The sequence below is a fragment of the Ureibacillus xyleni genome, assembly GCF_900217795.1.
Lineage (GTDB): Bacteria > Bacillota > Bacilli > Bacillales_A > Planococcaceae > Ureibacillus > Ureibacillus xyleni.
Genome location: NZ_OBMQ01000004.1, coordinates 231852 through 247010 on the forward strand (window position 1 = coordinate 231852; position 15159 = coordinate 247010).

20 protein-coding genes and 2 pseudogenes are annotated in these 15159 nt (G+C 35.3%); 18 read left to right on the top strand and 4 right to left on the bottom strand.

Annotation, left to right across the window (positions count from 1 at the left end; genetic code table 11):
• Positions 1-61 precede the first annotated feature (61 nt).
• From CRO00_RS08215 to CRO00_RS08260, 10 genes are all read left to right on the top strand, one after another.
• The gene (locus CRO00_RS08215) at positions 62-844 is read left to right on the top strand and encodes a TetR/AcrR family transcriptional regulator (protein WP_237658365.1); all 783 of its coding nucleotides are present in this window, start codon (positions 62-64) and stop codon (positions 842-844) included.
• A 351-nt stretch (positions 845-1195) separates the two neighbouring features.
• Positions 1196-2140: an alpha/beta fold hydrolase gene (locus CRO00_RS08220; RefSeq protein ID WP_097073272.1), complete on the top strand. Its 945-nt coding sequence runs from the start codon at positions 1196-1198 to the stop codon at positions 2138-2140.
• Between the two features lie 149 nt (positions 2141-2289).
• Complete coding sequence (locus CRO00_RS08225) at positions 2290-2499, top strand: ORF6C domain-containing protein (RefSeq protein ID WP_097073200.1); 210 nt, start codon at positions 2290-2292, stop codon at positions 2497-2499.
• The gene (locus tag CRO00_RS08230; protein ID WP_161946641.1) at positions 2492-3223 is read left to right on the top strand and encodes a conserved phage C-terminal domain-containing protein; all 732 of its coding nucleotides are present in this window, start codon (positions 2492-2494) and stop codon (positions 3221-3223) included. Before CRO00_RS08225 ends, CRO00_RS08230 begins: the two co-directional genes overlap by 8 nt.
• Positions 3165-3974, top strand: coding sequence for an ATP-binding protein (locus CRO00_RS08235; RefSeq protein WP_097073202.1), 810 nt, complete (start codon positions 3165-3167; stop codon positions 3972-3974). The genes CRO00_RS08230 and CRO00_RS08235 overlap by 59 nt, the downstream gene beginning before the upstream one ends.
• Before the next feature lie 429 nt (positions 3975-4403).
• Positions 4404-4664 carry a hypothetical protein gene (locus CRO00_RS08240; RefSeq protein WP_097073203.1) on the top strand — a complete coding sequence of 87 codons (261 nt, stop codon included), beginning with the start codon at positions 4404-4406 and terminating at the stop codon, positions 4662-4664.
• A gap of 57 nt (positions 4665-4721) precedes the next feature.
• Complete coding sequence (locus CRO00_RS08245) at positions 4722-4916, top strand: hypothetical protein (RefSeq protein ID WP_097073204.1); 195 nt, start codon at positions 4722-4724, stop codon at positions 4914-4916.
• 45 nt (positions 4917-4961) lie between these two features.
• Positions 4962-5450: a hypothetical protein gene (locus CRO00_RS08250; protein ID WP_097073205.1), complete on the top strand. Its 489-nt coding sequence runs from the start codon at positions 4962-4964 to the stop codon at positions 5448-5450.
• A gap of 481 nt (positions 5451-5931) precedes the next feature.
• Complete coding sequence (locus tag CRO00_RS08255; RefSeq protein WP_097073206.1) at positions 5932-6324, top strand: hypothetical protein; 393 nt, start codon at positions 5932-5934, stop codon at positions 6322-6324.
• Between the two features lie 3 nt (positions 6325-6327).
• On the top strand, positions 6328-6705 hold the full coding sequence (locus tag CRO00_RS08260) for a DUF5412 family protein (RefSeq protein ID WP_097073207.1): 378 nt from the start codon (positions 6328-6330) through the stop codon (positions 6703-6705).
• Positions 6706-6906: 201 nt separating this feature from the next.
• On the opposite strand, the gene CRO00_RS08265 is transcribed toward CRO00_RS08260, so the two are convergent.
• A complete protein-coding gene (locus CRO00_RS08265) occupies positions 6907-7452 on the bottom strand; it encodes an energy-coupling factor transporter transmembrane component T family protein (protein ID WP_097073208.1) in 546 nt (181 codons plus the stop codon).
• Between the two features lie 153 nt (positions 7453-7605).
• On the opposite strand from CRO00_RS08265, the pseudogene CRO00_RS08270 reads away from it, so the two are divergent.
• The 3 genes and pseudogenes from CRO00_RS08270 to CRO00_RS20285 all read left to right on the top strand — a co-directional run.
• Positions 7606-8250: pseudogene (locus CRO00_RS08270) on the top strand (HAD family hydrolase); the annotation flags it as partial.
• Between the two features lie 9 nt (positions 8251-8259).
• Entirely contained in the window at positions 8260-8442 is a 183-nt protein-coding gene (locus CRO00_RS08275; RefSeq protein ID WP_097073210.1) for a DUF6366 family protein, read from the top strand.
• A 40-nt stretch (positions 8443-8482) separates the two neighbouring features.
• Entirely contained in the window at positions 8483-8629 is a 147-nt protein-coding gene (locus tag CRO00_RS20285) for a hypothetical protein (RefSeq protein WP_202615643.1), read from the top strand.
• Positions 8630-8837: 208 nt separating this feature from the next.
• On the opposite strand, the gene CRO00_RS08280 is transcribed toward CRO00_RS20285, so the two are convergent.
• Complete coding sequence (locus CRO00_RS08280; protein WP_097073211.1) at positions 8838-9614, bottom strand: sulfite exporter TauE/SafE family protein; 777 nt, start codon at positions 9612-9614, stop codon at positions 8838-8840.
• A gap of 100 nt (positions 9615-9714) precedes the next feature.
• On the opposite strand from CRO00_RS08280, the gene CRO00_RS08285 reads away from it, so the two are divergent.
• The 4 genes and pseudogenes from CRO00_RS08285 to CRO00_RS08300 form a co-directional block, all read left to right on the top strand.
• The gene (locus CRO00_RS08285) at positions 9715-10602 is read left to right on the top strand and encodes a LysR family transcriptional regulator (protein WP_097073212.1); all 888 of its coding nucleotides are present in this window, start codon (positions 9715-9717) and stop codon (positions 10600-10602) included.
• A 49-nt stretch (positions 10603-10651) separates the two neighbouring features.
• Complete coding sequence (locus tag CRO00_RS08290) at positions 10652-11095, top strand: GNAT family N-acetyltransferase (RefSeq protein WP_097073213.1); 444 nt, start codon at positions 10652-10654, stop codon at positions 11093-11095.
• 110 nt (positions 11096-11205) lie between these two features.
• Positions 11206-11742 (top strand): hypothetical protein, encoded by a 537-nt coding sequence (locus CRO00_RS08295; protein ID WP_097073214.1) that lies wholly within the window; start codon positions 11206-11208, stop codon positions 11740-11742.
• Positions 11743-11749: 7 nt separating this feature from the next.
• Positions 11750-11848: pseudogene (locus tag CRO00_RS08300) on the top strand (VOC family protein); the annotation flags it as partial.
• Between the two features lie 71 nt (positions 11849-11919).
• Here CRO00_RS08300 and CRO00_RS08305 read toward each other — a convergent pair.
• Positions 11920-12885, bottom strand: a complete 966-nt coding sequence (locus CRO00_RS08305; protein ID WP_097073215.1) for a class I SAM-dependent methyltransferase — start codon at positions 12883-12885, stop codon at positions 11920-11922.
• Between the two features lie 145 nt (positions 12886-13030).
• A complete protein-coding gene (locus CRO00_RS08310) occupies positions 13031-13588 on the bottom strand; it encodes a DUF7010 family protein (RefSeq protein ID WP_237658357.1) in 558 nt (185 codons plus the stop codon).
• 149 nt (positions 13589-13737) lie between these two features.
• On the opposite strand from CRO00_RS08310, the gene CRO00_RS08315 reads away from it, so the two are divergent.
• A complete protein-coding gene (locus tag CRO00_RS08315) occupies positions 13738-15057 on the top strand; it encodes an MFS transporter (protein WP_097073217.1) in 1320 nt (439 codons plus the stop codon).
• Positions 15058-15159: the final 102 nt, after the last annotated feature.

Here is a 15159-nt window from a genome sequence, read left to right on the forward strand (position 1 = left end):
TACAAAGTATGTTTATGTAATACTTTGGTGAATGCAAAAGAATGGAGGTGTTAACTTGTCTGTGCGTGAAAAAGTCTTCCAGGAGGCAGAAAAATTACTTGAAAAAAAGCCATTTGATCAAATTACTTTTGCAGAAATTGCCGAGTTAGCCGGTGTGCATTGGACAGCGGTTAGAAGACATTTTGGGAATAAAGAAGAGATGAGAAATTGGCTACAGGAAAAACAATCAACCATGAATGAGACTTTTACGGATACTAGGACACGAATCATTGAAGCAGGGACAAAAACTTTTTCTGTTCAAGGTTACTGGAATGCGTCTCTCGATAAAGTTGCGGCAGAAGCAGGAATGACAAAAGGTGCTGTTTACTGGCACTTTTCTAGTAAGCAAGATTTGTTTTTGGCGATTTTAGAACATAATTTAACACAACAGCTAAAAGTTCTTCCATTACAAATAGAGAAAATATTATCCTCAAATAATCCTGAAGAAGCTTTAACAAGTTGGCTTAAATTACAATTCAATTTTTTTGACCAGGAAGAAGGTTCTTCAAGATTGTTCCTTGAGTTTGTTACATCAAGTAGGGAGCCAGAAATTCATCATAAGCTACAAATGATTCACAGTAAAATTATTGAGGGTGTTGGTGTCTATCTAGGTGAAATGCAAAAGAAGAATCTGATTACGAGTGAGGTAAATGCAGAGTCTCTTAGTATTACAATTGATGCATTAATGAAAGGCATCCTAATTGAATACATTATTGATCCAACACATTTTAAATCAAAGTCAATATTTGAAACTATTTCGAGTGTTCTTTGGAATGGAATAATTCCAAAAATAGACCGTAATTAAATTTAGGGCACTGAAAAAGTCGATTTTAATAAATTTTTATAATAAAAATAAGCTCAGATCTTTTAGGAAGTGGGATTCACGAAGACTCCTACGGGAACAGCTTGAGCTGAAGACCCCGCAGGAGCTTGCGACGAGGAGGCTGAAGCCAGCCCGTGGAAAGCGAAGTGAATCCCACCTTCTATTTAGAAGCAAATAATTACTATAAATTTTTATCGGTATTTAGTTTTTCAGTGGCTTCAATTAAATTACGGACTTTTTTGTACGGTAAACATACTAAATGGTATTTGATTAGAATATTAATGCGTATATTTTAGAAGGGGAATAGGTATGAACATGAAAAGGGGAAAGAAAATGATAATTGCAATATTCACTAGTTTGTTACTGTTGTTTGTAGGGCTATATATTTATAACGCAATTGAGGTGAAAAAGGGGGAAATCAGCTTCTCTCCAAAAGGGGAATATGTAACGGTAAATGATGTGAAATTACATTACTATACGGAGGGGAAAGGTCAGCCAATTGTGTTTTTACACGGTGCAATGCTATCTGCAAATGATTATAAAGATGTACTAAAATTAGCAGCTGCTCATGGATACCAGGCATTCGCATTTGACCGACCAGGCTATGGTTATAGTGAAAGACCAAAAGGAAAGGTAACCCCGATTTCCCAAGCAAAATTAATACGAAATGCTTTGAAAAAGATTGGAGTAGAAGATCCGATTATTGTTGTTGGACATTCATGGAGTGGTACAATGACACTTTCTTATGCACAGCAATTTCCAGATGAGGTGGCTGGCATTGTGTTGTTGGGAGCAGCTATGTATAAGGAAGGGTACCCAGCAGAAAATGGAGATGCACTATCTAAAATCGTTACAACTCCACTTGTAGGAGAGTTGATGTTAAATACACTATTAAAAACACCATTAGGTAAAAATTTAGCTAAAAGTACTGTAATTTCAACGTTTTCACCAGAAACTCCCCCTGATGGATATCTAGAAGAAACCATTGCTTTAGGATTTAGACCAGGCCAATTTAAAGCAAATCGTGAAGATGTATTGGAGTTCCCAAAAACATCGAAAGAGATCAGTTCTTACTATTCTAGTATAGAAACCTCTACGGTAATTGTAGTTGGTGAAAACGATCCATTTAATATTATTGAGCAAGGTAAAAGACTAAATGATGAACTAAAGCACTCAAAATTGCAAATTATACCAGATATTGCTCACATGATACCTGTGCTGCATCCTCAGGTTGTTTTGGAAGCAATTAATCAACTAAATACCAATGAGTTTGATTGATAAAACAAATCTGCCGCAAAGCTGCTTTTCGCTTAACGGCAGACTTTTTTATTTACTCTAGCCTCAATTTGAAAAATTCACTTCATTTTACTTGTCTCCTTTTCCGATTTTAAAAGATATATATCCTTCTAAAGAGGGGGGTGGATGTGTTGCCATTACAGTTGCGATTGCGCAAAGCGGTGAGCACGAGAGTTTACGAGATGACAGATGATCCAGATGCACGACAAGTCTACTTTCGCTTGCTTTATGCCGCATTAAAAAGACGGTATCACGTGCGTTCGTATCGGGAAATTAAGCAAAGTCAACTGCAAGATGCATTACGATTTATCGAAAATTGGAGAGGTGGATATTATGAGTAAAATAATTCGTGCTGAGAAAAAACAAGAATATACGGTTTTGGATCGAGGTTTCTTAAACGATGCAAGGCTAAGCTGGAAGGCAAAAGGAATTCTTGCCTATATGCTGTCGATGCCAGATGATTGGTTTTTTTACATTGACGAATTAAAGAAACATGCTTCTGACGGGGATAAATCCTTTCGTTCTGGTTTTAATGAGCTAAAAAGTTATGGCTATGTGAAACGGTTTCCTGTTTATGTGGATAAAAGAATTGCGAAGTGGGAAACGATTGTGTATGAAGTTCCCCAAAACGTACAAGTAGGTAACCAAAATCCAAGTTCTATTGATTTAGATAACGAAGGGCTACTAAATACTGACTTTAAACTAAATACTGAATTACTAAATACTGATAAAAAGATATTGCCTGAGTTCGCCATTCCATACAAATCGATCGTCGACTACCTAAACGAAAAAGCGGGTACAAGTTATCGCTATACGTCAAAGAAAACACGACAATTAATCAGAGCTAGATTTCAAGAAGGGTTTACAGAAGACGATTTTCAAACGGTCATCATCAAAAAGGTGTGCAGTTGGTTACATGACGAAAAAATGAACAAGTTTCTACGTCCAGAAACGCTTTTTGGAACAAAATTTGAATCGTACTTGAATGAAAAAGTAGGTGGTCAACATGCGAAAATTAAGCGAAATCAAACTACCACACAATTTACAGATGGCATTAACTTCTAAATTTTGTGATCTTCACCGCTGCCATTACATGCTCATCAACAACAAAGAAATGTGCACCGTCTGCGAAACAGACAAGCTGACTCAACAACTAGAGCGAGAATTGGCAAACGAAATTTTACAGCAACAAACTCTTGCAAAATATAATTTGCTGTACAAACAAAGTATTTTACAAGACGAAACGTTGTTGGAAGCGGGTTTTAAAAATTATTACGTGACAGAACATGAAGAGGTGGCGAATAAGGAACGGGCAATAATAGCGCTAAATCAATTTCGTAAAGGAGAGGTTTTTAACATTTGGCTTACTGGCAATACAGGTGTTGGCAAATCTCATTTAGCGATGGCGCTCCTAAGAAGTTTGAATGAATTTCATCGCGATGTTACATGCCTTTTTGTCGATGTGGATGAAATGTTACGCCGCATTCGGGATAGTTTTCACAACCGAGAAAGCAAGTACACCGAACAATATGTCACAGATTTACTTGCAAGTGTCGATTACCTCGTTTTGGATGATTTAGGGGCAGAGACGGGGGATATTGATACAGAAAAACGAGCATCGGACTACACAAGTCGTGTTTTGAGAGGAATCATCAACGCGCGGCAAAAGAAAAGCACCATCATCACAACCAATTTAAATCGAGCAAAACTTGAAGCGATGTATGACCGAAAATTGGTGTCGCGCCTGATGAAAAACACGTATTTGATCCATTTTGCAGAAACAAAAGATAAACGAATTCGAAATATCGAGTTTTAGGGGGGACTCGGGGTGAGAGAGGAATTTATTGTTAACATGCTAATTCTGAACGGGATCAATTATCACAAGTTCAAGACGCACCATTTTGAAGAGGCATTTGAGTTTTGGATGAAACAACTGCAACAGCACAAAGGGTTTCAGACGATAGATGAGACGTGCAACTATTTTTTAGAGCAAGGAAAGCCGTGAACAATCATGTTTTAGTTGGGCGGCTCATTTCTGGCATCGGTTTTGCGATTTATACTAGCTGTCCATTGACCATTTTCAAACTAGCGCGGGGAAGGGAATGCAGATTTCGTGAGTTGCATCGGCAAAAAGATTTGCCGTCTTAATGGGTGAATAATTTTGAATATATTGACTATATAGAAAAAGCTACCATATACTAAATTAGTATAGTTCGTTCAATTAACGATTAAGGTGGCTGGAATAGTGAAAAAGAATCATAAACCAACTGGTAGACAATTTTGGGAAAGTTATGTCGAGTTACATTGTCATCAACCTAGTTCTACAATTTTAGAAGTTAATGTTGGTGCAGATGATCCTACATTATTGCAATTGCCAGAAGCTTTAACTTTTGCTAGTAAAATTGCGAAAAAAAAGAAATTTAATACCTTAGTAGAAATTGAGAATGATATTAGGCTTTACGGTCAAAATCATTTAGCCGAAAGAAAATATTTTTTTAAAAAATAGACGGGGTAACCTATGACGATTGGGTAGCGGAAAGCAATATGAAAAAGGGTGAAGTAAATGTCAAAAGAACGCAAGGAAATTATTTATGATCGATTTGATGAGGAAGTAGCTATGGAGATAAAGTTACCATCTAAAATTTCAAATGACCACGACCAAGATGAAATAAGCGATTTATATGGGCTGGATAAAGATGATTGTCTTGACCGTACCTATCCAGGAGTTTCTGATAAAAATAGGCCAAAAGATGAATAAGATGGAACTAGCTAAAGCGAATGAAAGGTTGAAGGGGGAAGGGCAATGACTAAAATCTGGGAATACAAGTCCGTTGAAGAAAAAATGAAGAACATGCTCCCAAAAAGTAGAATGAACAAACATATAGGCGCACCCATCCCGGTAACAAGTTTTAATGGTACACTTTGTTCGCTTTTTGGTGACCCTCTAGAAAAAGATACGGATGGAATTGAATTTGAGTATAAAGAAAAAGTGTTCGAAAAATACGATTGGAGAAAACATAAACAGCTAAGGGCTAAAAATGGTCATGTCGTTGTCCTTTTTCCGGGTAGTTCAAAAAGAGAAGAAAGATTCCTCATCTGTTATAAAAATGTACAAGGCGAACTGTCCCCAATCGTAGAAGTTAGCGACGCGGGTCGAGCATGTTCTAGAGCGAGAAGATGGGCTCAAGAGTTAGAGTGTGATTTCCAAGAAAAAATCGATGGGCGAGTCGTTGCCGATTTAGAAGACTATCGAAAATTAATCATTCAACTAGGGGAAATTTCTATTATTTAAGTACCTTCTAAAAAAGACGCGAAATTTCCCGTTAACTGAGAACATTCTATTAAAGCCCTAAATTTTCTATTAACGGCCTAGAATTTTCTATTATTAGGGTGAAAAATTCTATTATCTGAGAACATTCTAATAAAGGACTTAAATTTTCTATTAATGGCCCAGAATTTTCTATAAAGTGAGAGAGATTTTCTATAATTAGGGTGAAAAATTCTATTATCTGAGAACATTCTAATAAAAGGCTTAAATTTTCTATTAACGGCCCAGAATTTTCTATTAAGTGAGAGAGATTTTCTATAATTAGGGTGAAATTTTCTATTATCTGCAGATCATTCGAATGCTGAATATGATTCTGAAGGTGAATACGATTCAAATCTCTTGAAATTTAATGTTCCGCAATCTGTCTTTTGTAAGGGTAGTAATAACAAATTGAACCCCCCTCCAATATTTACCGTCATATCATTAAACTATTGGAGAGAATGATATGAACTTAAACGTGATGAGTGTTTTGTATGCACTAATGATTTTTGTTCCACTCGAACTGATGCAGAATGTATATAGAATTGCACGGCTCACAGGTTGGGAAATTGGAACAGTAAATATTTTGATTGGTTTCACGCTAATGGTTGATATGATTGGTGGTTCAATGCTACTTTACTACCTTACAAACAAATGGCAGGCGAATTTTTGGACCATGATTCTTTGGTTCCCTTATTTCGTTCTCTTTATTTGTATTTACGCAAAGTTATTCCCAATCACGTATGGCGGAGATACCCCCAATCCGGTTACGGGTCTTTTAGCAATCGGGGGATTAATCGCGTATCCATTTTATATTTTAATACTCAATGTTGTTGCTCGGGCAAATCGAGGTGAATAGTAATTGAAGAAATGGCTTATTTTCATTGTTTTGATTATTGGGGGATGTACGTACAAAGTTTATGATTTCCTGAATGTTGAGCTAGATGAATTATCGAAAGGTGAATTTTTATCAGAGCATCCATCGCCAAACAACGACTATGTAGCAAAAGCATTTGTCATCGATGAAGGGGGAGCAACGGTAAGAGCAGCCATTCGAGTCGAAATTGATTATGGTGATAAAACCAAGACGATTTATTGGAATTACGATGAAAGCACTGTCAATATTAGATGGGTAGATAATGAAACCATTGTTATCAATGATCATCCGTTACATATTTTTAACGATACATACCATTGGAAAAAAGATCCGAAATGGGAGGAAAATCGGGGGAGATATTAGTTAAGCCTTTTGGGAAAATCCTCGAAATAAAGGGAAAGGTTATTATCAAAAAAGGTCATCTCCTCAAGTGGAAATGACCTAGTGTAAATGTTTCGGTTTTTTAGTTTCCTATATTTCCTGTTTGTCCGTTTTGATTGTTCAGTTCCCTAATCGATTCTAAAAGGTTGGAAAAAATAAGTACCTACATTAAAGTAAGTGCCTTTACCAATCCGACCCAGATCCCGAATCTCCATAGTCGTAGCGATCACGATTATAGTCGTTCTCGTAACCACCACTATCGCCGTCGTATTCATAATCAGAGTCAAAACGATCGCCATAATCATACTCATAGCTTTGTCCATCATATTCCAATTCGAAACGATCACGTTCATATTCGTCTTCATCATGATTGTCATTTAAACTACTCGCAGTATAACCACTAGACCGTACATATCTATTAACCTTGTGTGAATCTACTTTCCGGTGATATTCTTTAAAGTCTGGTCGATCTTCATCGGTCTCAACATAAGTAGGGGAGTCCTGCAAAACGGTTGTTTCAATAGGATTATTGGGAGATTCAACTCTTTTGAAGATAAATAAAAAGGCGGCTATTGTAAACAGGATGATTGTCAAAAAAATCGAATTTATTGCAATTAATATAATAACTAAAAGTCCAAATAATAAATAAGTTCTAAATTTTATTTTTCCAAATAAATAAGAACTAATATAAGCTAAGATAAGAACTAAAATACACCAAATAATATACATACGAAAACTCCTAAAACTCTTTTATATAATTTTATCATGATTTTAATATAATAATGAGAATCTTAGGTTGTTAATATCCTCCAAATCCCCCAACAAAGCAGGGAACTTTATTTTTGGCGGAAATTTAGAAAAGGAGGAAAAGTGATGGTACCATCAATCATTTTCGACATGGATGGCACGTTATTTCAAACAGATAAAATTTTAGAATGTTCCCTTGATGATACATTCAACCATTTGCGGGCACTTCATCAATGGGATTGTGTAACGCCGATTGAGAAATACCGTGAAATTATGGGTGTTCCTTTACCAAAAGTATGGGAATCTTTGTTACCCCATCACTCAAACGAACTAAGGCAACTCGCGGATACTTATTTTTTAGCAAGATTAATCGTCAATATCAAAAATGGCAAAGGTGCTTTATACCCGCATGTGAAAGAAGTATTTAGTTTTCTAAAAGAGCAAAATTGTTCTATTTATATAGCAAGTAACGGTTTAGTAGACTACTTAAATGCAATTGTGAAGTATTATCAATTAGATCAATGGGTAACGGAAACCTTTAGCATTTCACAAATCGAATCGCTGAACAAATCCGATTTGGTACGAAAAATCGTTACGAAATACGGAATAACGAATGGTGCTGTCGTGGGAGATCGTCTTTCGGATATCAATGCAGCAAAAGATAATAGCTTAATGGCAATCGGTTGTAACTTTGATTTTGCAAAAGAAGATGAACTTTCAAAAGCCGATTTTGTGATAGATGATTTAATTCAGTTGAAGGAGATTTTGTTAAAAATTTGAGAGGTGTAAATAGTGAATAAAGAAACTCCCGAAGCCAGAAGAGAAAGATTGAGACAACAAGAATTAAAGAGAAATCCTGCTGCAGGAGGCGGACTTCATGATTTAATTGGGGATTTCGGTTGGAAAGGGACAGGATTACTCATTCTTTTAATCATAGTTGGCATTGTAATCTATTTAGCATTTTTTAATTGAGGTGGTCATTCTCATAGCTGCATAATCATTCCAACTATAAATGGATATTCATTTATTAGGTGTATTTTCACGCAATACGAACGAAAAAATCGTAAGCAATGGATTGTTTCTAGCTGGAGCAATCATTTTATCGATTAGTATCTTATTGCTTACGGGAATATTTGATCCTTATGCTAATCACATTTAAGCGTAAACAAAAAATTGAGGGTATTCATGAAAGCGATGAAGACTCAAATGAACGAGGAAATTGAATCCAACTCATAATTACAGAGCTGCTCAGCAACCATTCAAATAGACAAATTAACACTGGAATTCAACTAAAAGACCCGTGTAGATTGTTTTCTATACTAGTCTTTTAGTGTTGTATGAAGCCATAATACTTTGACTTCAGTTTATTAAAACACCATATCAACCACTACTTGAACGATTAATAAGAAAAAGATAACTGGCAGCAAAAATTCAATCCATTTTCCTTTTAAATACGGAATGATTTTTAGCCCGATATGCGATCCAACAATGGAGCCAAGTGCAACCGGTATAGCAAATCCCCAATTTACGATGCCATAAAAGAGATAAAAGAAAAATGCGCTAATGCAACTGGCAAACATCATAAAACGAGTCAATTCGGCCGCTTTTAAATAGCTAAATTGTTTTTTCAAAAAGTACGTAATGTTTAAAAGCGCAGATCCCGGTCCAAACCCTCCATCATAAATCCCGATAAAAAATGGCGCCCACCAATTTGTTCGTTTATCCGTACCTTCAGTGTCATCTACTTCTTTCACTAACCCCGATTTATTATTTTTCAAAACTACTATAAACATCGAAATTAACACGATACAAGCGACGATATTCATCACCTGCTCGGACAATCTGGTTGCAAAAAACGCACCGCTTATTCCACCAAGTCCTGCAACGAGCATGAGTGGCAGCATTTGTTTGAGTCCTACTTTCTTTTTTAACGTTAGGACAAGAACGGTTGAAAAGGAAGATATGCCTGTTGCAAATTTATTCACTGCCACAGTTACATGAATTGGGATTCCAACTAAGAGTAGGGCAGGGAGTAAGACGAATCCCGCAGCTCCAAACATCACCCCAATAATGGCAGCGAGTACGCCAATTCCAAATAATAAAAGACCATGCAGCGATAGCCACTCCAATAGTAAATTTTCCAAATCCATCACCTCTAATCCAAAAATACTGCTATACTATTCATAAAACAAATATATATTTTTTGTTTATTCATAAGTTTTAGTTATGAATCGAGGGAAAGAGATGAATTTACACACGTTACGGATCTTCACAAATGTTGCAAAACTAGGGAGTATCACCGAAGCTGCGAACTCTCTACATATTAGTCAGCCCGCTGTCACAGCTCAAATTCGGAAACTAGAAGGGGAATTAGGGGTCAAATTAATCACGGGGAAAGGAAGAGGGATTGAACTCACATCAGAAGGGACATTTCTTTATGAACAAGGGTTACGCTTGTTTCATTTAGAAGAGCAGATTGATGAAAAGTTCAAAACCTTTTTGGAAAAGAAGGAAAAAGTGCAAATTGCGTCTTCTTACATTTCAACCAATTATATTTTACCACCAATTATTGCTGGGTATAAGCTCGAAAATCCGGAGTCGGAAATCTATGTATCGTTAGGAAATGTGCAATCAGTAGAAGCGCGCGTCTTAAATTATGAAGTGGATTTTGGCTTTGTTGTGCAAAGTAACATCGGGCATGAAGATTTGCATTTTGAGAAAATCCTCGATGTGCCATTTTGGTTTGTCGTCCACCCAACGCACCCTTTAGCCAATCAAAAGATCTCGATTTTTGAGTTAAGTGAACACGATTTTATTTATCGGGAGCAGGGGAGTTCAACCCTTGATTTATTAAAGGCGATTTTTTATACCCATAATTGTCCATTACCGAAATTTGGCCTACAAATGCAAGGCGTACTCGAATCGATTAAGGTGGTTGAAGCCGGCTTTGGCATGGCACTCGCACCAGCATGCAGCGTGAAAGAAACGTTAACACAGGGTCGTCTTGCTAGAGTCTTTGTCGAACAAATAGAAATCAATCAAAGTTTGTTTATTTGCACGAGAAAAGCGGATTTGAACGAACATCCATTTATTCAGTATTTGAAGGAGAATTTGAATGGGTTGGGAATGTAATAACAACATTAACTATCCAAAGTGTATAATCGAATGGGAGGGATTCAAAATGGAAATCTATCAAGCAACCATGGAAGATTTAGAAGGCGTTGCAAAGTTATTTAATTTATATCGAATGTTTTATGAACAGACGTCGGATATAGAAGGTGCCAGTGCTTACATAAAGAAACGTTTTGAAAACAAGGAGTCTGTCATATTTGTTGTAAAAGACGGGCTAGAATATGTAGGGTTTACCCAATTGTATCCAACATTTTCGTCCATATCGATGAAAAGAGCATGGATTTTGAACGACTTATATGTTGACGCAGCAGCCCGAAATCAAGGAATCGGCGAAATGCTCTTACAAAAAGTAAAAGAACACGGCATTCAAACCGGCGCCAAAAGCATTAGCCTAAGCACAGCACCTGATAACTATTCCGCTCAAAAACTATATGAGAAAAATGGTTATGTACGAGATTCACAGTTTTATCAGTATGAATTGAGTTTATTTTAATATTTTCTAGGACGTGTTAAATCAATTTTAATGGCTACTCGAATGAAATCGAGTGGTTTTTTTATTTGGAGATAAATTAATAGAAAGTCCGAAAATTTATAGAAATTTTCGTGCTTATAATAGAAAAATTCCCCGAGTTAATAGAAAATTTTGAAGTATTAATAGAAAAATCAAGTGAGTTAATAGAAAGTCCGAAATTAATAGAAATTTTCGTGCTTATAATAGAAAAATTCCCCGAGTTAATAGAAAATTTTGAAGCATTAATAGAAAAATCGAGTGAGTTAATAGAAAGTCCGAAATTAATAGAATTTTTCGTGCTTATAATAGAAAAAATCACCCAGTTAATAGAAAATTTTGAAGTATTAATAGAAAAATCAAGTGAGTTAATAGAAAGTCCGAAATTAATAGAAATTTTCATGCTTATAATAGAAAAATTCCCCGAGTTAATAGAAAATTTTGAAGCATTAATAGAAAAATCGAGTGAGTTAATAGAAAGTGCGAAATTAATAGAAATTTTCGTGCTTATAATAGAAAAATTCCCCGAGTTAATAGAAAATTTTGAAGCATTAATAGAAAAATCGAGTGAGTTAATAGAAAGTGTGAAATTAATAGAAATTTTCGTGCTTATTAATGTTCCAAGATGGTAAGGCAGAAGAGGCACTGATGCCACTAAATGATTATGGTTTCAGCAAAAAATTCGGCTGGCTTAATGATCGGTTTGGCATTTCATGGCAACTGAATCTTCCGAAGTAAATTTATCGATGGGCGCATTTTTAATTAAATGCGCTTGTCTTTTTTTGATAAGAGATTAGAATTCCATAAATTTATAATTGTTTTTCAAGCAAACCTGATTCTTTCCTCCGAAAAAGATAAACAGCATTTTCATTTGATGGAGGTAACACTAGTGAAGAAAGTTTTTCGCTATATTCCATAGTGAAATTTGCAGCGTTTAAATAAGAATCAATGTCCCCAGTAAATGCTGGGTTTCTTGTACCAATAACAATATATAAATTAACTGAATTTGTTTTAAATACATGTTTTTCGTATGTATTTTTAGGAACTGGCCACGAACAAATAACGACTTCAGGATTGTATTTCTGAAGAGCAGCTTTTGCGTCAGCTTTCTCAACGAAGTCTGGATATGTGATGCAATGTTCCCAACTATAGTCGTCCGTAGCCGTGCAATGAATGTTTTCTGCATTTAAAAACCGTGTTAAAGTCCCGTCGCCAGCACCAATTTCAAGACATTCTTTCCCCTCAGTTAGAGTTGAAAGTTCCTTAATGAGTTCCCGCGAGTAGAAGCAATATATGCCTTTTTCATTCACAAGAGGCATTAAGCTTTGTTTATTTGAAATAAACTTCCAAAAAAATTTAAATAAATACAGAGAAGCCGGTTTTCTAACTAAATCATTCTTAAATAAAAGCTTTTGTAAAATAAATCCATCCCAAAGATTTAATCTTATTTTTTTTGTATGTTTATTTGCTAAAGCAGAAAGTCTTAATTGCTCCAATAAGAAAAGGGCAAAACGGGCCTTAATGATATTCGGCATAAATGCATTTAACGTTTTTTCATTGAATCCACTTTTTGTAATTTTATCAATGGAGACTTTTGCAGCTATTGTATATTTTTCAATGAGTACATAAATTAAGTTCGGGTCATTTTTGTCTATTTGTAAATTAATTTCATTGAATACTTCATTTTTATACTCCGGAAACTGAGATAATAATGTTTCCACTGGGATTTCATTGGCTAAAATCTTTTTTGAAATATCTTTTGTTAGGTTTTTCATGTAATTTCCTCATAATCTAGTTAAAATATGGTAATTACTGTTTATTTTATCTAACAATATTTAAAAGAAATATCTACCAAAAGTTAACAAACGAGTAAAAAGTCAACCATTAGAACCCTACTAAATGGTTGACTTTAAATTACGATTATTTATTCGCTTCTACCTTAAGCTCTCTTAAAATGAATAAAACCCCAATACCATACACAAGACTAATGGCGATCGGTACAAAAGTATAGGCATGCGTTACAAAATAGCCTCCAATGATTAAAGAAGAAAAACAAACGCCGAGAGTAACAAAAAGGTACGCTTTACTTCTGTAAATCCACATATACGGCAAGAAATGTGATCCCCTAAGTAATCCAATCGTAAAAGGCAAATAGGCTGGAATGTGCATATATACGATGATAAAGACGGGGATATAAAAAGCTTGAGCACCCGCAACAATTCCTCCTAATGTCCCTAAAGGATTTCCTGCTTTTAAAATATTCGCTCCGAATACCTTACCTAATCCAACGCCCAATGGAAAAATCATTCCTAACCCAAAAATCCAAATTAAATAAACTGTCTCCATTGGGAACATCAATGGTAAAAAGGTAAAGATTAAAAACACGATAGCACCAGCTAGCAAAATAGGAAACCCTTTTTTGGCATCTATACTAATTTCGGATTGTAATGTTTCCAGTTTCTTCGTCAAAAAACCCACCAACTTTCCAGATATTGTATCACTTGTTTTATTATAACTGAAAAATTGCGAATTATGTTTTTAGGAAAAAATTTCTTCATAACACTTTACATAGGTTAGGGGGGTATGGTATAAAATAAATACAAAGAAAACGAAACGAGGTTTTTCATATGGATTCACTATTAATACGTAAAGAAAATCGAGATCTATCGAAAACTTTTGCTTTAACACTGTTTTTGGCCGGCATATTTATGGGTGCTTTAGATCACGGGATTGTTGGTCCTGCATTTAGTTCCATCAATCAATTTTTCGGAATTGAAGCATCATGGGGTGTATGGAGTTTTACCATCTATACATTGTTCTTTTCAGTAAGCATTCCGTTGATGGGGAAATTATCCGATCGTTTTGGACGAAAGAAAATCTTTCTTATCGGGATTGCTTTATTTGGTCTAGGCTCTATTATTGCGGCGTTCTCTCCAACTTTCATTACGTTTTTATTAGGAAGAATGGTGCAAGCAATAGGTACAGGGGGTATTTTCCCAATTGTAGGTGCTTTTATCGCAGTAAGTTACCCTGAAGCAACAAGAGCTAAAATGTTAGGGTTAATTGGTGTCGTGTTTGGATTAGGTACAATTTTAGGTCCAATCGTTGGGGGATTCATTATCGGTAGTACACAATGGCAATGGATCTTTTTAGTGAATGTACCAATATCGATTATCATTTTACTATTCATGGCTCCAATCAAAATCAATCAACAAATTGTTAAGAAACCAATCGATCTTTATGGAATGTTCATACTAGTTGGCATTATTTTTACGATTATGTTAGGCATTACATTAATCAATGGTTGGTTATTATTCATTGGTATTGCACTGATTCCTTTATTCATAAAAGTTGAAAAGAAAGCATTGGATCCCGTGTTTAATATTAATTACTTCAAAAATTTTAATACGTTATTCGTTCTAATTTTATCGTTGCTTTCTGGTTTTATTATGGCAAGTACCATTAATTTATTGCCATTCTTTATTGAAACACAATTTTCACTGGATAAAAGTTATTCTGCAATAAGTGTTACACCATTAGCTGTGGCCTCCATGATTGCATCTTTAGTAGGGGGCTATTTAGTAAAAAATATGGGAGCAAAAAAAGCAGTAGGAATAGGGTTCTCACTTACTTTCATCAGTGCCGTACTCATTGCTTTTTCACATCATATTTTCCTATTTTTCTTTGCCATTACGTTAATTGGCTTTGGAATTGGTATTATCATCGGTTCGCCTTTAAATGTCATCATGATTCAAAACGTTCAACAAACGGAAACTGGTTCAGCTATCGGTTATTTAAGTTTAGCCCGTTCCATGGGGTCAACTATGGGTCCAACGATTGCAGGTATATTGATTGCTTTTAGTTCAAGCGGATATATCTATGTAAATATTCTAATTGCAATTTTTTCTTTAATTAGTTTGTTCGTACTCATTTTAAATAAAAAATAAAGCAGCAAAAATTTTTTCGCTTTCATATAGGGGGGTGGGGTATATAGATAGATAAGTAAGTGTTTTTCAAAATCCAACTAACAAATAAAGGAGAAGATAGTT